Genomic DNA, 24,372 nt, shown 5'->3' with positions numbered 1-24,372 from the left:
AGGGACGAAAGTCGGGCTTAGTGATCCGGTGGTTCCGCATGGAAGGGCCATCGCTCAACGGATAAAAGCTACCCCGGGGATAACAGGCTTATCTCCCCCAAGAGTCCACATCGACGGGGAGGTTTGGCACCTCGATGTCGGCTCATCGCATCCTGGGGCTGTAGTCGGTCCCAAGGGTTGGGCTGTTCGCCCATTAAAGCGGTACGCGAGCTGGGTTCAGAACGTCGTGAGACAGTTCGGTCCCTATCCGTCGTGGGCGCAGGAAATTTGAGAGGAGCTGTCCTTAGTACGAGAGGACCGGGATGGACGCACCGCTGGTGTACCAGTTGTCTTGCCAAAGGCATCGCTGGGTAGCTATGTGCGGACGGGATAAGTGCTGAAAGCATCTAAGCATGAAGCCCCCCTCAAGATGAGATTTCCCATAGCGTCAAGCTAGTAAGAACCCTGAAAGATGATCAGGTTGATAGGTCAGAGGTGGAAGCGTGGTAACATGTGGAGCTGACTGATACTAATCGTTCGAGGACTTAACCAATTTTTAAAGCGAACTCGTAGTTTACAAACACTTCTTCTACATTATCTAGTTTTGAGAGAACGATCTCTCAAACAAAATAGTCTGGTAACTATGGCGAGAAGGTCACACCCGTTCCCATACCGAACACGGAAGTTAAGCTTCTCAGCGCCAATGGTAGTTGGGACGAAAGTCCCTGTGAGAGTAGGACGTTGCCAGGCTGTTTATCAATTTTTATACTTTTAATCGTCGCGGGGTGGAGCAGTCTGGTAGCTCGTCGGGCTCATAACCCGAAGGTCGCAGGTTCAAATCCTGTCCCCGCAATATGGTCCGGTAGTTCAGTTGGTTAGAATGCCTGCCTGTCACGCAGGAGGTCGCGGGTTCGAGTCCCGTCCGGACCGCCATATATATGCTAAAATCAAGTACGAAACCAAGTTTCGGCTTTTTTTTATGCCATTATATTAGGTTTTTTTGCTCAATAGGGTTATAATTATGTACACTACATATGGAAAAGCGTCCTTAGGAGGAGATCCTAAGGTTTTTTTTGCAATTAAATAAGGTAAAATGGGAGTAAAGGATTGCTAGGAAAGTAAAAGGTGATTGAATGAATCAATTCGAATGGAAGACTACAAATTCTGAGGAAACTTCTAACTTGGCTGAACGCTTAGCTCAGCTTTTACAGCCCGGGGATGTAATTGCCCTTGAGGGTGATTTAGGTGCCGGAAAAACGACCTTTACCAAAGGCCTTGCTAAAGGGTTGCAAGTTAAGAAAACCGTTAACAGCCCTACTTTTACAATTATTAAAGAATATAATGGCAGGCTGCCCTTGTATCATATGGATGTCTATCGAGTAGCGGATGCTTTTGAAGATCTTGGTTTTGATGAATACTTTGAAGGGGACGGCGTTACAGTAGTGGAATGGGCTCATTTAATTGAAGAGCAGCTTCCACAAGAACGATTAACTATTTTCCTGTATCGTGAAGAGGGAGATCAAAGGAAAATGGTATTCGTACCAAAGGGCAAGAGATATGAGCAACTATGTAAGGAGATTTTCAGATGACAGTATTGGCGATAGATACTTCTAATTATGCGTTAGGAGTAGCGCTTTTAGAAGAGAATCAAGTATTAGGAGAATACATTACTAATTTAAAAAAGAATCACTCTGTTCGGATTATGCCGGCTATTGAAACTTTAATGAGTGATTGTGAACGGGTACCAGCAGATTTAACGAAGATTGTGGTTGCTGAAGGACCTGGGTCTTATACAGGAGTAAGAATCGGTGTTACGATTGCAAAAACACTAGCATGGACTCTTAATATCCCGCTTGTGGGTGTTTCAAGTTTAGAAATTTTAGCCGCAGGAACTGGACGGTACTTTGATGGAATGGTATCTCCATTGTTTGATGCTAGAAGAGGACAAGTCTATACTGGCTTATATCAATTTGTAGACGGAAAGCTTACGGTGGTGAAACAGGATCAGTTAGTGATGCTTGCTGACTGGGTAGAAAGGTTATCAGATTCGGATAAGCCCATCTTATTTGTTGGAAATGACCTGCCGATTCATAAAGCTAAAATTGAAGAAGTCTTGGGATCTAAAGCCATTTTTGCAAGTATGACAGAACATAACCCTCGTCCGGCCGAACTTGCTTTATTAGGAAAGGATTTAGCTGGAGATGACCTACATTCTTTTGTACCAAATTATATACGTTTAGCAGAAGCGGAAGCCAAGTGGCTTGAAGCAAAAGGAAAAATATAAAATGGATAGGGAAAGAGAAATATGGTAGATTCTTATGTTTTTCGATATATGAGGGAAGAGGATATAGACCAAGTACTAGAGGTAGAACATGCGTCTTTTACTACTCCCTGGAGCAGGGAAGCATTTTATAATGAAATACACAATAATAAATTCGCTGTCTATATTGTCCTTGAGGAAGAAAATCAAATCATTGGCTATTGTGGAACATGGGTTGTCATCGATGAAGCACACGTGACGAACGTGGCCATAATGCCTGGATATCGGGGGAAAAAGCTAGGAGAGGCATTAATGACAAAGTTAATGTCTGTTGCTAGGGAGTTAGGAGCTAGAAGTATGACGCTTGAAGTAAGGGTAACGAATCATGTCGCACAATCCCTTTATCGGAAATTAGGATTTCAAAATGGCGGGATTCGAAAAAATTATTATTCAGATAACCAAGAAGATGCACTAGTAATGTGGGTGAATTTATGAAAAAAGATCAGTATATTTTAGCAATAGAAACAAGCTGTGATGAGACGGCAGTAGCGATTGTTAAAAACGGCCGTGAGATTGTAGCCAATGTCGTGGCATCTCAAATAGAAAGTCATAAGCGGTTTGGAGGAGTAGTACCTGAAATTGCTTCTCGTCACCATGTTGAGCAAATGACCATCGTGATGGAGGAAGCTTTGAATCAGGCAAACCTTACAATGGCTGACTTGGATGCCATTGCTGTCACAGAGGGTCCTGGATTAGTAGGTGCGCTATTAATTGGTGTAAATGCTGCAAAGGCTTTGGCGTTTGCCCATAATAAGCCACTTGTACCGGTCCACCATATTGCCGGGCATATCTATGCAAACCGGCTGGTAACAGAACTGAAATTTCCTTTGTTGTCTCTGGTGGTCTCTGGTGGCCATACAGAGCTTGTTTATATGAAAGAGCACGGTCACTTTGAAGTAATAGGCGAAACGAGAGATGACGCGGCGGGAGAAGCCTATGATAAGGTGGCACGAACGTTAAATATGCCGTATCCCGGTGGTCCACATATTGATCGCTTAGCTCAGGAAGGAAGTCCAACGATTGATTTACCTAGAGCATGGCTGGAAGAAGGTTCGTTTGACTTTAGTTTTAGTGGCCTGAAGTCCGCTGTCATTAATACGGTTCACAATGCGGAACAGCGCGGTGAAACGATTGCTCCAGAAGATCTTGCGGCAAGCTTCCAAGCTAGTGTCATTGAAGTGCTGGTGAAAAAGACAGAAAAGGCTGTTGCCCAGTATGGCGTGAAGCAAGTATTAGTAGCTGGCGGAGTGGCAGCCAATAAAGGACTAAGACATGCACTAGAAAAGGCGTTTGCTGACCAACCTGATATTGAATTAGTGATTCCTCCGTTATCCTTGTGCACCGATAATGCAGCTATGATTGCGGCAGCAGGAAGTATCATGTTTGAAAAAGGAATCAGAGCAGGTCTTGCGCTTAATGCGAATCCAGGTTTGGATATTGAAATGCATAATAATGAGTAACCGTTCCATCATGGAACGGTTTTTTTGTGGATAATTAATTTTTTAAATGATTGAAAATTTTGCGGTTTGTGGATAACTAAAGGTTAAACTGTGGACAATGTGGATAAAAACAGTACTAACTGTGGATAATGTGGAAAAGTGTGTGGAATAACTGAAATAGTAAGCTTTGAAATGTAGATAAGGCTGTGGAAAAAGGACGGTTTTATTAAAAATTGTAGATAAATGATGAAAGTGTGTAGATAAAACCGAGAAGTGTGTAGAAATAATCTCAAACTGTGTAGATAAAAGCAATTTTTGTGTAGATAAATGACAAAAACGTGTAGAAAAAAATTCCCTACCTTCAAAACAGCATAAATATAGTAAAAAACCGGGCGCATCCGCCCGGTTTTTCCTATTAATCAGCCAGCTCAGCCCACTCTTCCATCAATTGCTCAAGCTCAGCCTTCGCTTTTTCGCTTTTTATGTTAATCTCTAACACTTTTTCGTGATTTTGAAACACTACTGGATCGCATAACTGCTGTTCGCACTCCTGAATTTGTTCCTCAAGCTCTTCAATCCGTCCCTCGATCTCTTCTAGCTTCCTTTTGCGCTGGCGCTCCAGTTTTTTGCTTTCTTTATCCTGTTGATAAGAGTTTTTCTCGAGAGCTTCAACCTGTGAAGCCTTTTTAGTGGATTCTGCTAGTGCTAATGCAGCCAATTCTTCCTGCTCGAGCTTTTTTTCAAGATAATAATCATAATCCCCAAGATACTCCATGCTGCCATGTCTGCTTAACTCCAATACCTTAGTGGCAATCCGGTTAATAAAATACCGGTCATGGGATACAAACAAAATGGTACCGGGATAATCAATCAATGCATTCTCAAGGACTTCCTTACTATCAAGGTCCAGGTGGTTCGTAGGCTCGTCAAGAATGAGTACATTGGCCTTTTCTAGCATCAGTTTGGCAAGTGCTAACCGAGCTTTCTCCCCGCCGCTAAGAGTGGAGACTATTTTTAACACATCATCACCAGAGAATAAGAAGTTTCCAAGTACGGTTCGGATCTCTTTTTCACTTTTCAGCGGATAATCATCCCAAAGCTCATTTAAAACACGCTTATTAGAGGTTAATTCCGCCTGTTCCTGGTCGTAATAGCCAATGGAAAGGTTTGTTCCATACTGGATGGTTCCGGCAAGGGCAGGGAGCTTCTTAATAATCGTTTTTAGAAGCGTAGACTTACCAATTCCATTTGGACCCACAAGAGCAATGCTTTCCCCTTTAAAGGCCCGGAACGAGATCGCCTCAGATACCTTCTCTCCATCGTAGCCCACCGCAAGAGAATCGACAGTTAATACATCATTCCCGGTTGGTCTTTCAATTTCAAAAGAGAAAGTGGCAGACTTTTCATCACCAAGAGGTCGATCCATTAAGTCCATTTTCTCCAGCTTTTTCCGGCGGCTTTGCGCTTGTTTGGTGGTGGACGCTCTTGCTAGATTCCGTTGGATAAAATCCTGCAAATTAGCGACCTCTTGCTGTTGTTTTTCATAAAGCTTCAAATTGCGCTCATAATTAGCCGCTTTTTGATCAAGGTAAGAACTATAGTTACCCGGAAACCTTTGGATTTGCTTGCGGGATACTTCATAGACCTGATTCACGACTTTATCTAAGAAGTAGCGGTCGTGAGAGACGATTAAAATCGCACCATCGTAACCCTGCAAATATTGCTCCAGCCATGAAAGGGTATCAATATCCAGATGGTTGGTAGGCTCGTCCAATATTAAAATATCAGGTTTCGTTAGCAGTAATTTCCCCAAAGCAAGTCGGGTTTTTTGACCACCGCTTAAACTAGCAATCATGAGAGAATGATCCTGGAAGTTTAAACCGTGTAGAACCGAGCGAATGTCAGCTTCAAACTGGTATCCGCCCTGCTCTTTGAATTTTACTTGGAGGATATCATATTCTTTCAGCACCCGTTCGTACTTACTTGGGTCTTCAAACACAGAAGGATCGGCCATTTGTTCTTCTAGTTTGCGGAGCGATTTTTCCATGATTTGAAGTGGTTCAAATACGGTTAACATTTCATCCCAAATGGTCAATTTGGATTCTAATCCTGTGTTTTGAGCTAAATACCCGATGGTTACTTCTTTTGGTTTGATGATTTCACCGCCATCATGAGACAAATGTCCGGCAATAATCTTTAATAAGGTCGATTTCCCTGCGCCATTTCGGCCAACAAGGGCCACACGGTCTCGCGTTTGTAATTCTAGCTTTATATTCGATAAAATAAGGTCAGCACCATAAAATTTTTGTAATTGATTCACTTGCAATAAAATCATTTTATTCACCTCTATTACTTAGGACTAGTGTACCGTATTAGCGGAACAACGGCAATAACCGGACTCTTGAGCTATTGTTCTTATAAAAAAACTAGTGATTCGTTCAAAGTTTCACACACATAAAAGGGAAAATAGTGTATTATTTTTTGGTAGGAGGATTTTTTATATGGCCGAATTTACGCATTTTAATGAAGAAGGCAGAGCCAAGATGGTAGATGTCAGCGACAAGCCTGAGACAGCACGTACTGCTCTTGCTCATTCTAGCATAACTGTAAGTAAAGAGATTTTTGACAAAATAACCAATCATGAGATGAAAAAGGGCGATGTGTTAGCTGTTGCCCAGGTGGCTGCTGTGATGGCGGCTAAAAAAACATGGGATCTCATTCCTATGTGTCATCCCATTCCACTGACTGGTGTGAATATTTCTTTTTCATGGGAAGAGGATCAAACAGGGAACTTTCAATTACATATTGAGGCAGCGGTCAAAACAAAGGGGAATACAGGTGTGGAAATGGAAGCGCTCACAGCTGCATCTGCTTGTGCTTTAACCGTTTATGATATGTGTAAGGCAGTTGATAAAGGGATGGTTATTGGACCCACCTATTTAGTGGAAAAAACAGGCGGTAAAAACGGTGATTTTAGAAGAAATGAACAGGTTAAATAAGAGTTAAAAAACCATTCATGGGGTGTGGGAGAATATGAGTAACGAAACGATGAAAATACCACAGGCGACAGCGAAACGGCTGCCCCTCTATTATCGATTTTTAAAGAACCTGCATACTTCCGGCAAACAAAGAGTTTCATCTGCAGAGTTAAGTGAAGCGGTAAAGGTCGACTCGGCAACGATTCGCCGTGACTTTTCCTATTTTGGGGCATTAGGTAAGAAGGGGTATGGCTATAATGTTAATTATTTGTTAACCTTTTTCCGGAAAACGCTGGATCAGGATGAATTAACAAAGGTTGCGTTAATTGGGGTCGGTAATTTGGGGACTGCCTTTTTAAATTATAACTTTTTAAAAAATAACAATACGAAGATCGAAGTCGCGTTTGATGTCGATCCGGAAAAAATGGGGACAATGATCCGTGAAGTTCCGGTTCATCATATGGATGATTTGGAGAAGGTATTAGAAAATAGTGATATTCAGGTGGCTATTTTAACGGTGCCCGCTCCTGTTGCGCAAATGATAACGGACCGACTGGTAAAAGCGGAAGTCAAAGGGATTTTAAACTTTACGCCTGCTCGGTTAAATGTACCAGGGTCGATTCGGGTTCACCATATTGACCTAGCAGTGGAACTGCAATCATTGGTTTACTTTTTAAAGCACTATCCGACAGTGGATGTAGAAGAATAGAACAGGGTAAGGCCTTTTACGATGATTCCATCGTAGGAGGCCTTTTTTATTTACAAAAATATGTAAGTTACAACTTTACATGCGTAACAGTGTTATGTTACATTGGTAAATAGAAAGGGGTTTTTATCATGAGCGAGGAGTTAATCTCAAAAAAAGACCTATTAGAATTAGCGGGAATTTCATATGGACAGTTATATAGATGGAAGCGAAAGGACCTTATTCCAGAAGAATGGTTCATACGTAAATCAACCTTTACTGGACAGGAGACCTTTTTTCCAAAAGAGAAGATCCTAGGAAGAATCAATAAAATCCAAACAATGAAAGAAAATTTATCACTAGATGAACTGGCTGATATGTTTTCACCAAATATTTCTGACTCGCAGTTAGGAAAAGATGAGCTAGTAAAACGTAACATTGTTTCAACTGTTGTTATGGATTTTTACCTTGAGAATGAAAAAGGAAGTCCTACGTTTACGATTACTAGGATGCTTGAGGTATATGTGCTTGAGAAGCTTCTGCAATCTGGTGAGATTAATCAAGATGAAGGAAAGATGCTACTTCAGGTGTTAAAGGAGCATGCTGCTTTAATCAAACAAAAAAGCTGTGAATTAGTGATAACAAGGAAGCTTGGGGTGTCGTCGTGTCTCTTGCTCATTAACGCGGAAGCACTGCATATGGATCTGGGGACGAAAATGGTTGTACAGCTTTCACTGATGTCGTGTATGGAAGAGATCAAGGCAAAATTATTATAAAGGAGAATATACATGGATATGAAGGAAAAAGGAGACTTAGTCATCAATGGTTTCGGTGCTTCCAATGGCGGGGCGTTCCGCCAGGTCATTGTAAATGGATTCGGTACGGTTAACAGTGATATTGATTGCATAGAGTTTGAAAGTAATGGTTTCGGGACCGTGGATGGGAATGTGACAAGTGAACAGACGAAAATAAACGGTAAAGCAAAGGTCAAGGGAACGATTGAATCCCAGCAGCTATCGATAGATGGAACGGCAAAGATTGGCGAAAATCTATATGTGAAAAAATTAAAGGTTTCCGGCAAGGCATCTGTTGGTGGAAAAGTCAAAAGTGAGGAAATTAAAATTAATGGGGTGTTAAGGGTAGAGGGAGATTGTGAGGCAGAGATTTTTAAAGCAGATTCTCAATTTGCTATAGGCGGGTTATTAAATGCCGAACAAATTACAATTCAACTTCATGGCCCATGTAAGGCAAAGGAAATCGGCGGTGAAACCATTTCGGTGAAACATAGAGGTTCCTTTTTCGAAAGTCTCATTAAACCGTTGTTTTCCACTCAGCTCGAAGCGGAATTCATTGAAGGGGACAAAATTGAACTAGAGAATACCATTGCCAAGGTTGTACGGGGGAATCAGGTAAAGATTGGCCGGAATTGTGAAATTGGTGTCGTAGAGTACCGGGAAGATTTTTCACAACATAAAAATGCTGTAGTCAAAGAAAGCATAAAAGTGTAATAGGGGGGTAGGACAATGGAGAAAAGCAGTAACCTGATCATTAATGGTTCTGGGAGTTATCCTGGCGGCCAATATAGAAAAATCAGCATAAGAGGAGAAGGAACGATCGTCAATAATGTGGACTGCTCCAGCTTTCATGTATATGGAACAAGTGAGGCGTGCGAAAATGTGAAAACACGATCCGCTAAAATCTTGGGTGAGGCTGAGGTCAAGGGATCGATGGAGGCAGAGGAAGCCCTTGTCATGGGCACAATGACCGTGGGTGGGAAGGCACATTTGAAAAAAATGAAGATTTTTGGCTTGTTAGAGGCGAATGACCGCTTGGTGGGCGAGTCAGCCGTTATTAAAGGAAGTATCTCTGTTAAAGGTGACGTTGAGTATGAGAAATTTGACTCGAGCGGCGGCTTTGAAATTAAGGGGTTGCTCTCTGCGGACACCGTTAAAATTATCCTGAGCTTTGGTGAGAGCACAGCGGAGGAGATTGGCGGCGGGAAGATTTCGGTAAAAAGAGGATCGTGGTTTATTCCATTCACCAATATTCCACTCTCAAAGAAGGCTGGCTTTCTCGATGCGAAAATCATCGAAGGCGATGAGGTGTACTTAGAAAACACAAAAGCGGCAGTCGTTCGGGGAAATATTGTGAAAATCGGACCTGGATGTGACATCGGTTTGGTGGAGTATCGAGAGGATTTAATCCATGACCCTAGCGCCACTATAAAAACAAAAACGAAGGTTTAGAGGGGGACAGGGGATGACAGCAAAAGATAGTAAATTAGGCTTAGTAGTCGCAGGCCTATTATTAGGTATCTTAATGGCATCAATGGATAATACCATCGTTGTTACCGCAATGGGGACGATTGTTGGTGACCTCGGCGGACTGGAAAGCTTCGTTTGGGTTGTTTCTGCTTATATGGTGGCAGAGATGGCGGGGATGCCGATCTTCGGGAAATTGTCTGACATGTACGGACGGAAGCGGTTCTTTATTTTTGGGCTTATTTTGTTTATGGCAGGATCCGCTTTATGTGGTACAGCCGAAACGATTACACAGTTAAGTATTTACCGTGCGATTCAAGGGATTGGCGGCGGCGCACTTGTGCCGATTGCCTTTACGATCATGTTTGATCTCTTTCCACCTGAAAAACGCGGGAAGATGGGCGGATTGTTTGGAGCCGTCTTTGGTTTATCAAGTATTTTTGGACCGTTGCTAGGGGCGTATATTACGGATCATATCAGCTGGCATTGGATTTTCTATATTAATATGCCGCTTGGAATTTTATCATTAATCTTTATCGTGATGGCTTACAAAGAGTCACCGATTCATCAAAAGCAAACGATTGACTGGTGGGGAGCGGTGACATTAGTCAGCGCGGTCGTCTGCTTAATGTTTGCCTTGGAGCTGGGTGGACAGAAATATGATTGGGATTCAGTGATTATTTTAAGCTTATTTGCAGGATTTGTGATTTTGTTTTTCGTCTTTTTATTTGCTGAGAAAAAGGCAAAGGATCCCATCATTTCATTTTCGATGTTTAAAAACCGGTTGTTTGCTGGAAGTACGATTGTCGGTCTGTTTTATGGTGCAGCCTTTATGGCGGGGACGGTATACATACCGATTTTTGTCCAAGGGGTGTATGGAGGCAGTGCAACGAATTCTGGTTTAATTTTATTACCGATGATGCTTGGGTCGGTGGTGACTGCGCAAGTAGGCGGGTTTTTGACCACCAAAATGAGCTACCGTAATATCATGTTTTTGTCGGCAGTTATTCTGATAGGTGGATTTTTGCTTTTAAGTACGATTACTCCAGAAACCAGCCGGGCGATATTAACGGTGTACATGATTGTCATCGGACTGGGAGTGGGCTTCTCATTTTCGGTGTTGAGTATGGCGGCGATTCATCCGTTTGGCATGGAGCAGAGGGGCTCAGCGACTTCAACAAGCAACTTTATTCGTTCCCTTGGCATGACGATTGGGATTACCATTTTTGGCACGATTCAACGAAATGATTTTACAGAGGCTCTGGAAAAAGCCTTCGCTGGAATGGGACCGATGCCGAAGGGTGGAGCGTTCGGGGATTCACGGGCGTTATTATCAGAGGAAGGGCGAAAGATGATCCCTCCACAGATTCTTGATAAAATTACGGATGCTCTTTCCAGCTCGATTGTCCATACCTTTACATGGGCATTGGTACCAGCAGGTCTGGCGTTCTTGTTTATCTTTATCTTAGGCAAAGAACGAATGGTCATTCACCGGGGAGAAGCTTCAAAATAAAAGGTGTCAGGCACCATTGTGAAAATTTCACATGGTGCCTGACACCCTTTTTTTGTGATTCGCTGATAAATCGCATGAATTCGCTGATAAAATACATAAATTCGCCGATAAAGGTTAAAAATTCGCTGATAAAATATAAATTCTTCAAAGAGAGTGTAATTTTATACGAAAAAAAGAGCTTATAGTAGCTAAAAAGTTTAATTTTAGCTACTATAAGCTTATTTTTTCAGTTTATCCTTATATTTAAAATGAAAGGTGATCATTTTTAGGCCTGATCCGAAGTCGAAGGTGGCGAGAACGACTAATAAATAGCTAAAGAAGCCCCAGCCGTTTTTTTGCACATCGTCAATGGCGAAGTAAGTAAATAACCCGCCAAGTAGGAAATAAATCAAACCGGATAACAAAGGTGAACGTCTCATAAGAATCCTCCGATAAAGTTTTGAACCGCCTCAGCCTCACGCTGCAGTCTTTCAATATCGTCTTTATAGACTGATTGGACTAAGACAACCATGGTGTTCATGGTTACATGGGCAAAAATCGGCACCCAAATGCGCTTGGTTTTTACATATAAAAAGGCAAAGGTTAAGCCCATAGCCGAATAAAGCAAAATGTGAACAGGCTCCATATGTGCTAAAGCAAAAACCACCGAGCTAATCAAAGCGGAGATAAAGAAATTAAATCGCTTATAAAGAGCACCGAAAATAATTTTTCGAAACACGATTTCTTCTAAGATCGGACCGAAAATACTTGTCACGAGTATGGCCAGCGGTAATGTGTCGATGATGGTTAGTATGTCCTTCGTGTTCTCCGAGCCCATTTTAATTCCTAAAAGACTTTCGATGATGGCCGCAATATATTGAGCAAATAACGCTAAAAAGACACCAAAGATCGCCCAAGCGATGGACGGGCCGAAAGAACTGTTTCTTTCCTCTAGTCTTTTTGTGTTGAATTCTTTCCGTAAGAGGAAAAGAATGATGATGAGGGCTATAGAAAAGCTCGCAATCAACCAAATTGGAACAGCGAGCCTTTGATTAATTCCTGCATATTTAAAACCGAATAGTAATAATGGCAGTCCAACTAGACTGGAAAGCTGCATAGCAATATATACAATGATGATCCACCAATATTCTTTTTTCAAATGCTAATCTCCTTTTCGTACATCTATATAATTTAATTAAACTGTATTCTTATCTTTATTACGCTATTTTCTATTTTACTCTTAAAATGAGCCTTGTTTCAATTTAGATGAACTATTTTCCAAAGGCAGGTATAGAATGTCCTCTTCATCGCATACTTTATAAGGTTGTCAAAAATGATTTTTTTACCAAAAATTTTTGTGCTTCATACTTGCAAAAAAAAGTCAGATTCATTATTATAATAATTGTGTTAGCACTCATTGAACGAGAGTGCTAATAATGACAGAACTACATATATATTTGAGGAGGTTGTTTGATTTGTTAAGACCATTAGGTGATCGCATTATCATTGAGCTTGTTGAATCAGAAGAAAAAACTGCAAGCGGTATCGTATTACCAGATTCAGCGAAAGAAAAGCCTCAGGAAGGAAAAGTTGTTGCCGTTGGTACTGGCCGTGTACTTGAAAGCGGAGAGCGTGTAGCACTTGATGTTACTGAAGGCAATCGCATTATCTTCTCAAAATACGCTGGTACAGAAGTGAAATACCAGGGTGTTGAATACTTAATTTTACGTGAAAGCGATATCCTTGCTATTGTTGAGTAAGGTTCATACAAAAATATAAAATTGAAAACTTATGAGGAGGTTTTTTGAAAAATGGCTAAAGAGATTATGTTTAGTGAAGAAGCACGCCGCGCAATGTTACGTGGTGTTGATGCCCTAGCAAACGCTGTTAAAGTTACTCTTGGACCTAAAGGACGCAACGTGGTTCTTGAGAAAAAATTCGGTTCACCACTTATCACAAATGATGGTGTAACGATTGCAAAAGAAATCGAATTAGAAGATGCATTCGAAAACATGGGTGCAAAGCTTGTTGCAGAAGTAGCTAGCAAAACTAACGATGTTGCCGGTGACGGTACAACAACTGCAACTGTTCTTGCACAAGCGATGATTCGCGAAGGCTTAAAGAACGTGACTGCAGGTGCGAACCCAATGGGTATCCGTAAAGGGATCGAAAAAGCAGTTGTAACTGCTGTTGAAGAATTAAAAGCTATTTCTAAACCAATCGAAAACAAAGCGTCTATCGCACAAGTTGCTGCCATCTCTGCTGCTGACGAAGAAGTAGGTCAATTGATTGCTGAAGCAATGGAGCGCGTTGGTAACGACGGCGTAATCACAATCGAAGAATCTAAAGGCTTCACAACTGAATTAGACGTTGTTGAAGGTATGCAATTTGACCGTGGATATGTATCAGCTTACATGGTAACAAACACGGACAAAATGGAAGCTGTTTTAGAAAATCCATATATCTTAATCACTGACAAGAAGATTTCTAGCATTCAAGAAATCCTTCCAGTACTTGAGCAAGTGGTACAACAAGGTAAGCCATTATTACTTGTTGCTGAAGATATCGAAGGTGAAGCATTATCTACATTAGTAGTGAATAAGCTTCGCGGAACGTTCAATGCAGTAGCTGTTAAAGCTCCTGGCTTCGGTGACCGTCGTAAAGCTATGCTTGAAGATATCGCTGCATTAACTGGAGGTGAAGTAATCACTGAAGAGCTTGGCCGTGAACTTAAATCTGCTACAATCGCATCTTTAGGACGCGCTTCTAAAGTGGTTGTAACAAAAGAAAATACAACAATCGTTGAAGGTGCAGGAGCTACGGAAGAAATCGAAGCTCGTGTAAACCAAATCCGTGTTCAATTAGAAGAAACAACTTCTGAATTTGACCGTGAAAAATTACAAGAGCGCTTAGCTAAGTTAGCTGGCGGTGTAGCAGTCATCAAAGTTGGTGCTGCAACTGAAACAGAATTAAAAGAGCGCAAGCTTCGTATCGAAGACGCATTGAACTCAACTCGTGCTGCAGTTGAAGAAGGTATCGTATCCGGTGGTGGTGTAGCCCTTCTAAACGTATACAGCAAAGTAGCTGAAATTCAAGCGGAAGGCGACGTACAAACTGGTATCAACATCGTATTACGTGCGATGGAAGAGCCTGTACGCACAATCGCTCACAACGCTGGTCTTGAAGGATCTGTTATCGTTGACCGCTTAAAGCGCGAAGAAGTTGGCACAGGCTTCAACGCTGCTAATGGCGAATGGGTAAACATGATTCAAGCTGGTATCGTTGACCCAACTAAGGTGACACGTTCAGCACTTCAAAACGCTGCATCCGTAGCAGCTATGTTCTTAACAACTGAAGCAGTTGTTGCTGACAAGCCAGAACCTGCTGGTCAAGGCGGCATGCCTGACATGAGCGGTATGGGTGGAATGGGCGGCATGATGTAATAACGCTCTCGAAGCCATGATTAAGGTTTTTAAAGTAAGAGAGTGAAATGATAACATTTTGAATATTTTAACGGAGGCTTCTCATAGGTTGAGTAAACTTTTGGGAGGCTTCTTTTTTATTTCTTGCGTTACTTTGAGAGAGGCAAGCAGCCTCTCAAAAAATTAAAAGACGAACAGTACAAATCCTGTTCGCCTAAAAAAGAAATGCAAGTAGCAATTATAATTATACAGACCTACGATTTTAGGATTAATGATGAATTCTTCCCTGTCTTTGCTACTTTCATCGTTTCTTTTATATATTCCGCTGATTGATGCAGCCATTCAAGTTCTTGATCATCGAGAGCAATCTCTAATTGTTTTTCTACGCCACTTCTGCCGATGACGCATGGCATACTTAATGCGACATCTCCATAATATCCATATTGTCCGTGTAGTGTTGTACACACAGGATAAACACTGCGTTCATCCAGCATAACTGTCTTTGCTAGTGTAACAGCAGCTTGGGCAACACCTGCATTTGTCCACCCTTTTCCATTTAGCACATCAAATGCTGCCTTTACAACTTTTTGTTTAATACTTTCCCGACTTAATGGTTCTTTTCCTTGAAGAACTTGGTCTAATTCTTTTTCACCAAATCCTTGCACGCTTAAGCGGCTTAATACTGGGAAAGCTGTATGTCCGTGTTCGCCCATCATATAACCTGTCACACTTTTTGGATCGATGTCATAATTAGTTGCAATTATTTTACGAAGACGTGCGGAATCAAGCATAGTTCCGGTTCCAAATATACGTCCTTTCGGATAGCTGAATTCATTTTCTGCTATGTACACCATTGTATCTAAAGGATTTGTTATCATAATAATGACTGCGTTTTTCGTATATTTAGTGATTCCAGTCATGACTTCACGAATTACAACTGAATTGACAACAGCCAATTGTGCCCTGTCCGGCATCGCATCTTTGTCATTTTTTATCATACTCGGACCAGCAGCACAGATAATCACATCCGCATCGGAACATTCGGAATAATCTCCAGCACGTACGGTTGTATTTGACATATATGTAAGAGCGGTAGCATGTTCTTGGTCAAGAGCTTCGCCATAAGCAACATCCTTATCTATATCAATGACAGCTATTTCCGCAAATAATCCTAATTTCATGGCATCCGCAAGAACATAAGAGCCAACATGGCCCACTCCTACAATCACTAACTTATTTTTTTTCATTGGTTTGCCTCCTAATGAATTAATATAAATATTTTATCACAATAGATAGAATATTTTTATTTTTTTAATAATTAGCTAATTCCTGTAAGCTTCAAGGTACAATATTTTCATAAAGCAACAGGATAAGAGCGTCTGTTTTCTCTTGGGTTCTCTGAAATATTTAATTTCCATTATGTATTGGCAGTATTCCTCTACTAAGAAACAAGTCGAAATTAAGGGTTGGAGAATATTTCTCCAACCCTTTTGTATGTTATTTTTTACTTTTTTTAAATAACTTACTATTTTGTTCTTTTAAGTCTTGCAATCCTATTTTCAAGTCAGAAATATCATTAATGATATGATCTAGTTTCTGAGATAGGATAGAAAGCTCAAGTGATATATCCTTAGTAGCATTCTCTTGATTTTGGATTACAGTAGGTATTGTATTTTCTTGTTTTTCATCTTTAGTAACTGGATTTTTAGAACTTTGATTGGCTGCAGCACGTTCTGTAATAGCATGTAGGAGAGAATCATTTTTTAGAAGAGTTGTTGCTAACTGCATGATAGAACCTAAGGATTTTTCATTTTTTAACAAATTGCCAGCTAAGTTCTCGAAAGCATTGTCTGCCGTACTACTATTAGTTATTCCATTTTTTTCTTCGTTATTTTCATTCATTATTTAACCCCCTTTGGTTGAGAACAATTGATTCAAATGCAACCATTTTATTTTTGAAAAAAACCTAGAAGACCAGCTGCTCATCTTCTAGGCTTAACACTCAGATTAGGAACTTAAAAACTGAATAGTGTTATATAGGTTTTTCGTTAACAACCCTGACTAGCAATATCAGTAGCAAGCGCTCTAATCATATCACCAGTAGCTGTATTGATTAATAGGTCTGCAAGAAGAGCGACAACAATGAGAAGGAGATAGACTAAAAATCTTCCAAGTAGACAAAGAAGAGTACCAAGAGTATCACTAGGAGTTTGTTGAACAGAAATAGCCATATTACTTCACCTCTTTCTTTCACTAGTTTTATAAGAGGCCTCTTACACCATTCATACTATGAAATGCTAGGTAGAAGTTATCAGCATATATAACAAGAAATAGAAAAAAGGGCTGTCCAAATTTTTTTAGAATAGTATACCTTTGATAATCATACGAATAAATGCGTCTGTCCTATTTTGAAACTGGATAAAAAGTGAGAAAGTTTTAAACGGATTTTTATTTCCAGATCTTGCTCCAGATAGACATTCTACTCATTTATACCTGTTTGGTGGACAAACACCATTACTCTTATTTTTTATAAACATAAAATTAATTGATAAAGGTGTATGATTCCTAGATCCATTAATTTTGGAGGTGAATAGAGTGGGAAATAGTAATAACAAAAATAATGATCATCACGGTCATTACCAGGATTGTGAAAATGAAAAAGGTAACAAAAGGCATCATAGTCATAAAGGCCATGACAGTAACAAAAAAGAATCTGCCTTTTGTGCTGTGAATACCCAAGATCAAGAAGTGAAAGCCAATAAATCTGTACAAGTCTTTTTTGACAAGGAAGAATTTGATCTTGGTCGTGAATATGAACCGTGTCCATCCATCTTTGAACCACGCAGGGATGGTGTGTATTTAGTAACTTCAACTGTTGGATTCACACCTGATAGTTTTCGTGAGAATTACAGGACACGTATAGAGTTTAGAATAAATAATGAACCTTTTGAATCAGCAGACAATGATTTCTGGGGCAAGGGTGTCCGGTTCGCTAATGCAGTACAGGTCACCGCCATCTTAAATCTAAAAGCAGGGGATGAAGTAACGGTTTTTGTGCAAAGCACAGTATCCGGAACCATACTAGCATCTGTTCCGGGTGAGGGTGTAAATACCTTTAGTGCAGCTAGGCTTGTAGATTTAGGCTAATTGAAAAATAGTATAGAAAGGAGTGAGTTTGGTGAACAACACTAGCTTAGGATTAACCACACGGATAAGACAGCAATTTACTTTTACTGCAAACAATGACATCCTTAACGAAGTTTTAGCAGAAATATCAAATGAAGGAGTCAGTTTTACAGCATTCACTATAACAAGGATGCGTGATACGAATCTTGTTAGAATTGTTGTGGGCCCTCCGCGTTCGAATGATGCTGAATCTAATCGAGTGGTACGAGAGGTTCTTCGCTCAGCGGGGGTAAGGTATCAGGAGGAAGAGGTCATACAACTTCAGGGTTTAAAAACGGGAACCACGGGAGTTTTAAGTAGAATCTATAATTCTTTGTTCCATGTTGTAAAAGTTAAAGCTATATACCTAGGAGAAGAAAATGCAATTATTATCAACGTTTCCGATGTTCAAACTGCCCTTCGACTATTAGAGCAAAATAACATTATTCGTTAGTCATTCTTGTGCCTGATGGTTACTCTTAGTGCAATAAAATAAATCGAAGCTCCCAGCTGCACTGGGAGCTTCAATTCAGGTAGAAGAAAGACTACCAAACTATTAAATTCATCAATTACTTCGATTTAGCCTCCTCACTAACGGCTTTCCCTGGGATTAGATGTACGGTTTCACTTGGACCAAAGCCGCTCCAGCGGTATCCTGCAACTGGTACCAAACCATTTGGTTCCACATCCGAGAGGCGTTCTCTTTTAGAATATTTGATTCCACGTCCAACGGCTTCTACTTTAAATGTATAGGTTTGCCCTTGTTTGAGCCCTGTTACCGTATAATTTGTTTTTGCGGTTGTCATTTCTGCATTAATTGGTGTGAATGAAGCCTCTTCAGGCTTAATCGGTTGGCCATTTACATAGACACGATATCCGATCACTTCTTGGTTGATGGCTGTAGCCGTGTTCCAAGAGAGGGTTACACTTTTTCCATCCTTACCAATTGCAGCCTTTAGGCCACCATCAAAAGATGGAGCTCCAATCGCATAAGGAGTAGCAGTTTGGATCTGAAGTGAACTATTATATGGTGTTTTGTTGCCAGCTAAATCGATCGCCTCGACCTCAACATCGTATTTGGTGCCAGGTTGAAGGTTCAGTAATGTATACTTGTTCGATGTCGCAAATCCATGAAGTTCTCCATTTGTATAGACATTATAGCCTGCAACCCCAGTGTCATCACTTGCAGCATCCCATTCAACGGATGCCCAAGTAAATCCAGGATATACCACATCTACTTCCTTCCCGCTAAAAGTATCACTAGACGAAATCTTGGTGGTGGGCTCTGTAAGCTGCGTATCGCTTGGGAGCACCGGTGCTGTTACATCCGCTTCACCCTTAGTTGTAACTTTACCTTTCGGACCATCAGAGGTACGGTTTCCGGTTGCATCCGCTGCCTCTACCTTAAAGCTGTACTCTTTAGCTGGAGTCAAACCAGTTACAGTAAAGCTGGTTTGCTTCGTTGTTGTATAGTCAGTACCAACCTTTTCTCCATCTTTATACACGGTATAGCCTGTCACCCCTATATTGTCAGAAGCCCCATTCCAGGTTAACGTCACGCTCTTTCCATCTTCTGAGGATACAGCTTGAACACCTGCATGATCAGACCAAGTTGGTTTTTCAGCGGCATCAGAAGGAGAAGCTGTTGTATTTTCGAATACAAGACCAGTAGAATTTTTGATTCTCCATGGATTTCCGCCGTTATCAAGGACGTTCGTAAATGTTACATTATTAAATTTAATATCCTTTGCGTAATTTAAGTTGGCAGAAAAGACTTTATCAAATTTAACATTACTAAAGGTGATATTCTCATGATACACTTCACCCACATCACTATTTCCATTAATCAAGATGGATTGTTTCTTGCTTCCACCCTGATTGCGAACCGTCGTATTCTCAACCGTAATATCCTTGAATTGAGAAATTTTCTGTGCCGGCTCATAAAGAATCGCTGCATTTGCGTCTTCATAAGAGGAGGTGAAGACAAAAGGACCGTCCCCATCAATGCCTTCTAGAGCATTGTCTCTAAAAAGAATATTTCTTGCTCCGCCGCCCATTGGTGTGTTCGTTTTGGCACGCAGACCGACATCTGTTTTATACATGATGTTATCTTCTACTAGAAAATCTTGAATCCAGCCACCGGTATGACTGCCTGTTACAACTCCACCGTGACCTTCGCGAATATAGTTATTGAAGATCCAGGCTTCTCCTGTTGGTTCTTCCTCTACTGCCGCTTGTCCCATACCTGTAGCGAAGTTAATGGCATCATCACCCGTGTCAACAAAGTTATTGAAAACCATGATGTTTTGAGAGTCACCAAACTCAAACCCGTCTGCATTATTCGCATCGTAGGTCTTCGCTGTCGTACCATTTACCACAATATTTTTACTATGAAGGTTTACAATTCCATGAAAGGAAGGATTGAGTTGGGTAATGCCCTCATAATACATACCGTCAACACCACGTACAGTAATCAAGTTAGAACGTGTAGAGTAGGCTGACTTGGCATTCATTCCTTCTACTTGAGCCGCATACGTTTGAGTGGCTGCTAAAATTCCGTACGTACCATCGGAAGAAAGGTCTAACGGACTCATCTTTCCGTTTTGCACTTTTACATTGCCTGTTACTTTTGAATTACTCCCGGCGAGTAAGTGGGGAAGCTCATTCCCAGCTTCATCTATGGTAGGGTTATTAGTATCAGTCTTCCACCCATTCCCATCAATTGTTCCTTTCCCTACAATGCGGATATTCTTGAGGCTACCGTAATCATATGTATGGGCATTGATTAGGGCGTAAGAACGCTCATCTGTAGAGTAATCGTAAACCCAGAAATTCCTGCTGTAGTCTTCAGGGTCAGGGGAACCGAGTAAATAGCCATCGACTTGTAATGTCATATCGGATTTAAGCCATATTCCTCCAGAGATAAATTTCCCTTCTGGAATTAATACCTTTGCTCCTGGAGTGGCCGCATCGATGGCCGCCTGAATAGCTTCCGTATCCTTTTTATCATCATCTGGTGTAGCACCATAATCAACGATATTAAATACGTCAGGAACTCTAGTTGTTTTACCGGTAATTTTATTTGACGGGGCTGATTCCACGCCATCCTTATTGACTGATGTTATATAAAATTCATAGGACTTATTTGGTTTAAGATTTTCAACTGTAAAGTTATGAATAAGAATATCAACGTGAAAGTCATCCTTATCGATATTTTTATAAAAATTATCAATGTAGGTTTTTGCTGTTCCGCTGTTATCCTTAAGGGCGCTTCCTACTTTCTTGCCATTCATATACACATTGAAGTCTACGATATCACTGTAATCCTCTGGTTTTTCCCACACAAGGGTGATGCTGTCTTCGTCAAAAGCAAGTGTTGGTATCTGTAAGTTTACTGGAGATGCTGGTGCTGTAGATTGCGTTTCCGCATAGGTGATCACACCTGTTTGGCCGAATACAAGTAGAAGTACTAGGAAGATCAAAATACTTTCTTTAAATCTCTTCAACTATTATTACCACCTTTCAACTGTCTTTTGTGAAGCAAATAGCCTTCATAACCTCCTTTCTCTAAAAATACATGTTTCATTATAGTTGAAACCGTTTTCAAAAATAATGGAAGATTTTTAGATGAATGTTAAATTTTTTAATATGTTTGTATATTCAGAAAATACTGTTGTGCCACAACGCTTTGCTGTGTTAAAATCCAAATAATATGAATGCAGCAAGAGAGTACATAAAGAGTTGAAATTCTTTAAGGGGGAAAAAGGGGATGAAGAAGAGTCTAGTTCTATTATTATCTGCCATGCTATTGTTACTTTCTGCCTGCGGAGCGGGTAGTAAAGAGGCAGGTGGAGAGAAAAAAGAGAAAGTTGTAAAAATAGGTATTACACAAATTGTCGAGCACCCGTCACTTGATGCTGCACGAGAAGGGTTTATCGCCGCTCTCAAAGATGCTGGCTATGTAGAAGGAAAGAACTTGAAGCTTGATTACCAAAACGCCCAAGGAGACATAAACAATAACATGTCCATTGCCCAAAACCTAGTCGCGGACAAAAATGATCTTATTTTAGCAATTGCTACCGCTAGCGCGCAGGCGGTGGTCAAGTCGACAAAGGATATTCCAATCTTATTTACGGCCATTACGGATCCCGTCGGGGCTGAGCTTGTCCAAAGCCTTGAAAAACCAGGTGGCAATGCAACAGGCACCTCGGATACGCACCCAGATGCAATCAAGAATACGATTGAAGCGATTAAAACGTTCATACCTAAGGCTAAGAAAGTAGGCATCATCTATAACAACGGTGAACCGAACTCGGTTGTAAATGTGAAGAACGCGAAGAAAGCTTTAGAGGCAGCTGGGCTGGAAACGGTTGAAACCACCATTACAGCTAGTTCAGAAGTAAAGCAGGCAGCTGAATCCATGGTAGGACGTGCGGATGTATTATATATACCAAAGGATAACACCGTTGTTGCTGCCCTAGAATCGGTGATAACAGTAGCCAATTCCAAGGATATCCCAACCTTTGTTGGGGAAGGCGATTCTGTGAAACGCGGAACCTTTGCATCTTATGGCTTTGACTACCATGATCTTGGCTATACTACCGGTAAAATGGCAGTAGAAATTCTTAAAGGAAAAAAACCAAATGAGATTCCTGTCGGTTTCCCTGAAAAGCTTGAGCTGTTCATCAACAAAAAAGCTGCTCAGGAGGAAGGAATCACCTTAACTGACGAGATGTTAAAGAACGCGAAGATAGTAGGAGAATAAAATCTATAATTAATAAATTGACTACTTCCTAAATATGGGGAGTGGTCTTTTTTATGTGTACCGAGATATTCTATCAAATTAAATGAAAAAAATGGACAAAGGCCGTTTCACAGCTTATCCATTTTTAATACATATATTCTGTAAAACAAAATAACAAAGGAGTTGAAATGAATGAGTAGATGTGGAAAAAAATGCCACGATGACTGTGACTGTAATAAATGCCATAAGAAAGTTTGCCATGATGATTGTTTTAAATGTCTCCGACACAACAAATGCAAAGATGATTGCAAAAATGAATGCAAATGCGATATTCAGCTAGTGAAGGACTGTGTTTGCTGTGAATGGTCTGTGCCTGAAGGACAGACACAAACAGTTTTTCAAACTGGTGGATTTGAACAAATTTTTGGCTCTGGTTTTATCAGCTTTGACTGTGGTCCGGGAAATGACTATGTGACTGTGCAGTTCTATTTAGGCACTACACCTGTTGGTATGCCAATTAATGTATTTCAAGATAGCTGTGTAACATTTACATTCACAAAATTTGACAGAATCACTGTAACTTGTCAGGCAGTACCTGATGGTCTAAATGGAAATGCAGACTGTGAATGTGATAACTGCGAAGGCGAAATTTGTATCACTACTAGATTCCCAGTTTGTTAATGGTTTATCGCGATAGTAGATTAGAAGTTTATTTTTTAGAAAATACGCAAATGCCGTTGCCGATAAAGAGAAAATTAATATTTTGATATAGAAAAAGAAAGTGAGGTGTATATTATTGACGTGCAGAAAATGCAGAGGATTTGATGATGATTGTGAATGCAATCGTAGTTGTGATTGCGGCGATATTTGTATAAAAAGCTGCAAGAAAAAGAGAGGTAAAAGAGGACCAACAGGGCCAACTGGACCGATCGGACCTGCAGGAGCAACAGGAGCAACAGGACCAACAGGACCGACAGGACCGACAGGACCGACAGGACCGACAGGACCAACAGGGCCAACAGGACCAACGGGACCAACAGGACCAACAGGACCAACAGGACCAACAGGACCAACAGGACCAACAGGACCAACAGGACCAACAGGGCCAACAGGACCAACAGGGCCAACAGGACCAACAGGACCAACAGGACCAACAGGACCGACAGGACCAACAGGACCGACAGGACCAACAGGACCAACAGGACCAACAGGACCGACAGGACCAACAGGGCCGACAGGACCAACAGGGCCGACAGGACCAACAGGACCAACAGGACCAACAGGACCGACAGGACCGACAGGACCAACAGGACCGACAGGACCAACAGGACCGACAGGGCCAACAGGACCAACAGGACCAACAGGACCAACAGGACCGACAGGACCAACAGGACCAACAGGACCGACAGGGCCAACAGGACCAACAGGACCAACAGGACCGACAGGACCAACAGGACCAACAGGACCAACAGGACCAACAGGACCAACAGGACCGACAGGACCGACAGGACCAACAGGGCCAACAGGACCAACGGGACCAACAGGACCAACAGGACCGACAGGACCGACAGGACCGACAGGACCGACAGGACCGACAGGACCAACAGGACCGACAGGACCGACAGGGCCGACAGGACCAACAGGACCAACAGGACCAACAGGACCAACAGGACCAACAGGGCCAACAGGACCAACAGGAGCAACAGGACCAACAGGACCGACAGGACCGACAGGACCAACAGGACCGACAGGACCGACAGGACCAACAGGGCCAACAGGACCAACGGGACCAACAGGACCGACAGGACCGACAGGACCAACAGGACCAACAGGACCAACAGGACCGACAGGACCAACAGGGCCAACAGGACCAACAGGACCAACAGG

General features: G+C 41.5%; 24 protein-coding genes, 2 tRNA genes, 2 rRNA genes and 1 pseudogene (1 of these 29 only partly in view). 22 read left to right on the top strand and 7 right to left on the bottom strand.

Going from position 1 to position 24,372, the window contains the following annotated elements:
* The 8 genes from QFZ87_RS01010 to tsaD form a co-directional block, all read left to right on the top strand.
* Positions 1–532, top strand: a 23S ribosomal RNA gene (locus tag QFZ87_RS01010) (it extends 2,404 nt beyond the left edge of the window).
* 80 nt (positions 533–612) lie between these two features.
* Positions 613–729, top strand: a 5S ribosomal RNA gene (gene rrf / locus QFZ87_RS01005).
* A gap of 29 nt (positions 730–758) precedes the next feature.
* Positions 759–832, top strand: a tRNA-Met gene (locus tag QFZ87_RS01000).
* Between the two features lie 3 nt (positions 833–835).
* Positions 836–912 (top strand) — tRNA-Asp (locus QFZ87_RS00995).
* A 200-nt stretch (positions 913–1,112) separates the two neighbouring features.
* Positions 1,113–1,568: a tRNA (adenosine(37)-N6)-threonylcarbamoyltransferase complex ATPase subunit type 1 TsaE gene (gene tsaE, locus QFZ87_RS00990; protein WP_309856691.1), complete on the top strand. Its 456-nt coding sequence runs from the start codon at positions 1,113–1,115 to the stop codon at positions 1,566–1,568.
* Complete coding sequence (tsaB, locus tag QFZ87_RS00985; RefSeq protein WP_309856689.1) at positions 1,565–2,263, top strand: tRNA (adenosine(37)-N6)-threonylcarbamoyltransferase complex dimerization subunit type 1 TsaB; 699 nt, start codon at positions 1,565–1,567, stop codon at positions 2,261–2,263. Before tsaE ends, tsaB begins: the two co-directional genes overlap by 4 nt.
* 21 nt (positions 2,264–2,284) lie before the next feature.
* Entirely contained in the window at positions 2,285–2,734 is a 450-nt protein-coding gene (rimI, locus tag QFZ87_RS00980; RefSeq protein ID WP_309856685.1) for a ribosomal protein S18-alanine N-acetyltransferase, read from the top strand.
* A complete protein-coding gene (gene tsaD, locus QFZ87_RS00975) occupies positions 2,731–3,759 on the top strand; it encodes a tRNA (adenosine(37)-N6)-threonylcarbamoyltransferase complex transferase subunit TsaD (RefSeq protein WP_309856682.1) in 1,029 nt (342 codons plus the stop codon). The genes rimI and tsaD overlap by 4 nt, the downstream gene beginning before the upstream one ends.
* A 394-nt stretch (positions 3,760–4,153) precedes the next feature.
* On the opposite strand, the gene QFZ87_RS00970 is transcribed toward tsaD, so the two are convergent.
* A complete protein-coding gene (locus QFZ87_RS00970) occupies positions 4,154–6,073 on the bottom strand; it encodes an ABC-F family ATP-binding cassette domain-containing protein (protein WP_309856680.1) in 1,920 nt (639 codons plus the stop codon).
* A gap of 166 nt (positions 6,074–6,239) precedes the next feature.
* Between QFZ87_RS00970 and moaC the strand changes: the two genes are divergently transcribed.
* The 6 genes from moaC to QFZ87_RS00940 all read left to right on the top strand — a co-directional run bounded on the left by moaC (position 6,240) and on the right by QFZ87_RS00940 (position 11,175).
* Positions 6,240–6,737 carry a cyclic pyranopterin monophosphate synthase MoaC gene (gene moaC, locus QFZ87_RS00965; RefSeq protein WP_309856677.1) on the top strand — a complete coding sequence of 166 codons (498 nt, stop codon included), beginning with the start codon at positions 6,240–6,242 and terminating at the stop codon, positions 6,735–6,737.
* Between the two features lie 34 nt (positions 6,738–6,771).
* Positions 6,772–7,425 carry a redox-sensing transcriptional repressor Rex gene (locus QFZ87_RS00960; RefSeq protein WP_309856674.1) on the top strand — a complete coding sequence of 218 codons (654 nt, stop codon included), beginning with the start codon at positions 6,772–6,774 and terminating at the stop codon, positions 7,423–7,425.
* A 128-nt stretch (positions 7,426–7,553) separates the two neighbouring features.
* On the top strand, positions 7,554–8,177 hold the full coding sequence (locus QFZ87_RS00955; RefSeq protein WP_309856672.1) for a YhbD family protein: 624 nt from the start codon (positions 7,554–7,556) through the stop codon (positions 8,175–8,177).
* A 12-nt stretch (positions 8,178–8,189) separates the two neighbouring features.
* Entirely contained in the window at positions 8,190–8,909 is a 720-nt protein-coding gene (locus tag QFZ87_RS00950; RefSeq protein WP_309856669.1) for a polymer-forming cytoskeletal protein, read from the top strand.
* Positions 8,910–8,924: 15 nt separating this feature from the next.
* Positions 8,925–9,647, top strand: coding sequence for a cytoplasmic protein (locus tag QFZ87_RS00945; RefSeq protein WP_309856666.1), 723 nt, complete (start codon positions 8,925–8,927; stop codon positions 9,645–9,647).
* A gap of 13 nt (positions 9,648–9,660) precedes the next feature.
* On the top strand, positions 9,661–11,175 hold the full coding sequence (locus QFZ87_RS00940; RefSeq protein WP_309856664.1) for an MDR family MFS transporter: 1,515 nt from the start codon (positions 9,661–9,663) through the stop codon (positions 11,173–11,175).
* A gap of 218 nt (positions 11,176–11,393) precedes the next feature.
* Here the strand turns inward: QFZ87_RS00940 and QFZ87_RS00935 are convergent, their stop codons facing one another.
* Entirely contained in the window at positions 11,394–11,594 is a 201-nt protein-coding gene (locus tag QFZ87_RS00935) for a YdiK family protein (RefSeq protein WP_309856661.1), read from the bottom strand.
* The gene (locus tag QFZ87_RS00930) at positions 11,591–12,313 is read right to left on the bottom strand and encodes a CPBP family intramembrane glutamic endopeptidase (RefSeq protein ID WP_309856658.1); all 723 of its coding nucleotides are present in this window, start codon (positions 12,311–12,313) and stop codon (positions 11,591–11,593) included. The genes QFZ87_RS00935 and QFZ87_RS00930 overlap by 4 nt, the downstream gene beginning before the upstream one ends.
* Positions 12,314–12,629: 316 nt before the next feature.
* Between QFZ87_RS00930 and groES the strand changes: the two genes are divergently transcribed.
* Positions 12,630–12,914, top strand: coding sequence for a co-chaperone GroES (gene groES, locus QFZ87_RS00925; RefSeq protein WP_308084271.1), 285 nt, complete (start codon positions 12,630–12,632; stop codon positions 12,912–12,914).
* Positions 12,915–12,965: 51 nt separating this feature from the next.
* Complete coding sequence (gene groL / locus QFZ87_RS00920) at positions 12,966–14,597, top strand: chaperonin GroEL (protein ID WP_309856652.1); 1,632 nt, start codon at positions 12,966–12,968, stop codon at positions 14,595–14,597.
* A 233-nt stretch (positions 14,598–14,830) separates the two neighbouring features.
* Here the strand turns inward: groL and QFZ87_RS00915 are convergent, their stop codons facing one another.
* From QFZ87_RS00915 to QFZ87_RS00905, 3 genes are all read right to left on the bottom strand, one after another.
* Positions 14,831–15,823: an L-lactate dehydrogenase gene (locus QFZ87_RS00915; protein ID WP_309856649.1), complete on the bottom strand. Its 993-nt coding sequence runs from the start codon at positions 15,821–15,823 to the stop codon at positions 14,831–14,833.
* A 250-nt stretch (positions 15,824–16,073) separates the two neighbouring features.
* Positions 16,074–16,478, bottom strand: a complete 405-nt coding sequence (locus QFZ87_RS00910; protein ID WP_309856646.1) for a hypothetical protein — start codon at positions 16,476–16,478, stop codon at positions 16,074–16,076.
* 146 nt (positions 16,479–16,624) lie between these two features.
* Positions 16,625–16,807, bottom strand: a complete 183-nt coding sequence (locus tag QFZ87_RS00905) for a hypothetical protein (RefSeq protein WP_309856643.1) — start codon at positions 16,805–16,807, stop codon at positions 16,625–16,627.
* A 364-nt stretch (positions 16,808–17,171) separates the two neighbouring features.
* Between QFZ87_RS00905 and QFZ87_RS00900 the strand changes: the two genes are divergently transcribed.
* Together QFZ87_RS00900 and QFZ87_RS00895 are read left to right on the top strand one after the other, a co-directional pair.
* Positions 17,172–17,723 carry a hypothetical protein gene (locus tag QFZ87_RS00900; protein WP_309856640.1) on the top strand — a complete coding sequence of 184 codons (552 nt, stop codon included), beginning with the start codon at positions 17,172–17,174 and terminating at the stop codon, positions 17,721–17,723.
* A 31-nt stretch (positions 17,724–17,754) separates the two neighbouring features.
* Complete coding sequence (locus tag QFZ87_RS00895; RefSeq protein ID WP_309856637.1) at positions 17,755–18,195, top strand: hypothetical protein; 441 nt, start codon at positions 17,755–17,757, stop codon at positions 18,193–18,195.
* Positions 18,196–18,310: 115 nt separating this feature from the next.
* Here the strand turns inward: QFZ87_RS00895 and QFZ87_RS00890 are convergent, their stop codons facing one another.
* The gene (locus QFZ87_RS00890) at positions 18,311–21,247 is read right to left on the bottom strand and encodes a fibronectin type III domain-containing protein (RefSeq protein WP_309856634.1); all 2,937 of its coding nucleotides are present in this window, start codon (positions 21,245–21,247) and stop codon (positions 18,311–18,313) included.
* A gap of 263 nt (positions 21,248–21,510) precedes the next feature.
* Between QFZ87_RS00890 and QFZ87_RS00885 the strand changes: the two genes are divergently transcribed.
* The 4 genes and pseudogenes from QFZ87_RS00885 to QFZ87_RS25000 all read left to right on the top strand — a co-directional run.
* Positions 21,511–22,506: an ABC transporter substrate-binding protein gene (locus QFZ87_RS00885; RefSeq protein WP_309856631.1), complete on the top strand. Its 996-nt coding sequence runs from the start codon at positions 21,511–21,513 to the stop codon at positions 22,504–22,506.
* Positions 22,507–22,687: 181 nt separating this feature from the next.
* A complete protein-coding gene (locus QFZ87_RS00880) occupies positions 22,688–22,825 on the top strand; it encodes a hypothetical protein (protein WP_309856628.1) in 138 nt (45 codons plus the stop codon).
* Between the two features lie 29 nt (positions 22,826–22,854).
* The gene (locus tag QFZ87_RS00875; RefSeq protein WP_309856626.1) at positions 22,855–23,166 is read left to right on the top strand and encodes an S-Ena type endospore appendage; all 312 of its coding nucleotides are present in this window, start codon (positions 22,855–22,857) and stop codon (positions 23,164–23,166) included.
* Positions 23,167–23,998: 832 nt separating this feature from the next.
* Positions 23,999–24,316 (top strand): annotated as a pseudogene (locus QFZ87_RS25000) (hypothetical protein); the annotation flags it as partial.
* Positions 24,317–24,372: the final 56 nt, after the last annotated feature.

Origin of the sequence: Bacillus sp. SLBN-46 (assembly GCF_031453555.1) — a bacterium.
GTDB lineage: Bacteria > Bacillota > Bacilli > Bacillales > Cytobacillaceae > Neobacillus.
The sequence above is the reverse complement of the archived record's forward strand: the minus strand, read 5'-3'. Positions and strand labels throughout refer to the sequence as shown.

Excerpts from the sequence above, each read along its gene's own strand:
- tsaE (WP_309856691.1), top strand. The coding sequence starts at position 1,113 with ATGAATCAATTCGAATGGAAGACTACAAATTCTGAGGAAACTTCTAAC.
- tsaB (WP_309856689.1), top strand. The coding sequence starts at position 1,565 with ATGACAGTATTGGCGATAGATACTTCTAATTATGCGTTAGGAGTAGCG.
- rimI (WP_309856685.1), top strand. The coding sequence starts at position 2,285 with ATGGTAGATTCTTATGTTTTTCGATATATGAGGGAAGAGGATATAGAC.
- tsaD (WP_309856682.1), top strand. The coding sequence starts at position 2,731 with ATGAAAAAAGATCAGTATATTTTAGCAATAGAAACAAGCTGTGATGAG.
- QFZ87_RS00970 (WP_309856680.1), bottom strand. The coding sequence starts at position 6,073 with ATGATTTTATTGCAAGTGAATCAATTACAAAAATTTTATGGTGCTGAC.
- moaC (WP_309856677.1), top strand. The coding sequence starts at position 6,240 with ATGGCCGAATTTACGCATTTTAATGAAGAAGGCAGAGCCAAGATGGTA.
- QFZ87_RS00960 (WP_309856674.1), top strand. The coding sequence starts at position 6,772 with ATGAGTAACGAAACGATGAAAATACCACAGGCGACAGCGAAACGGCTG.
- QFZ87_RS00955 (WP_309856672.1), top strand. The coding sequence starts at position 7,554 with ATGAGCGAGGAGTTAATCTCAAAAAAAGACCTATTAGAATTAGCGGGA.
- QFZ87_RS00950 (WP_309856669.1), top strand. The coding sequence starts at position 8,190 with ATGGATATGAAGGAAAAAGGAGACTTAGTCATCAATGGTTTCGGTGCT.
- QFZ87_RS00945 (WP_309856666.1), top strand. The coding sequence starts at position 8,925 with ATGGAGAAAAGCAGTAACCTGATCATTAATGGTTCTGGGAGTTATCCT.
- QFZ87_RS00940 (WP_309856664.1), top strand. The coding sequence starts at position 9,661 with ATGACAGCAAAAGATAGTAAATTAGGCTTAGTAGTCGCAGGCCTATTA.
- QFZ87_RS00935 (WP_309856661.1), bottom strand. The coding sequence starts at position 11,594 with ATGAGACGTTCACCTTTGTTATCCGGTTTGATTTATTTCCTACTTGGC.
- groL (WP_309856652.1), top strand. The coding sequence starts at position 12,966 with ATGGCTAAAGAGATTATGTTTAGTGAAGAAGCACGCCGCGCAATGTTA.
- QFZ87_RS00915 (WP_309856649.1), bottom strand. The coding sequence starts at position 15,823 with ATGAAAAAAAATAAGTTAGTGATTGTAGGAGTGGGCCATGTTGGCTCT.
- QFZ87_RS00910 (WP_309856646.1), bottom strand. The coding sequence starts at position 16,478 with ATGAATGAAAATAACGAAGAAAAAAATGGAATAACTAATAGTAGTACG.
- QFZ87_RS00905 (WP_309856643.1), bottom strand. The coding sequence starts at position 16,807 with ATGGCTATTTCTGTTCAACAAACTCCTAGTGATACTCTTGGTACTCTT.
- QFZ87_RS00885 (WP_309856631.1), top strand. The coding sequence starts at position 21,511 with ATGAAGAAGAGTCTAGTTCTATTATTATCTGCCATGCTATTGTTACTT.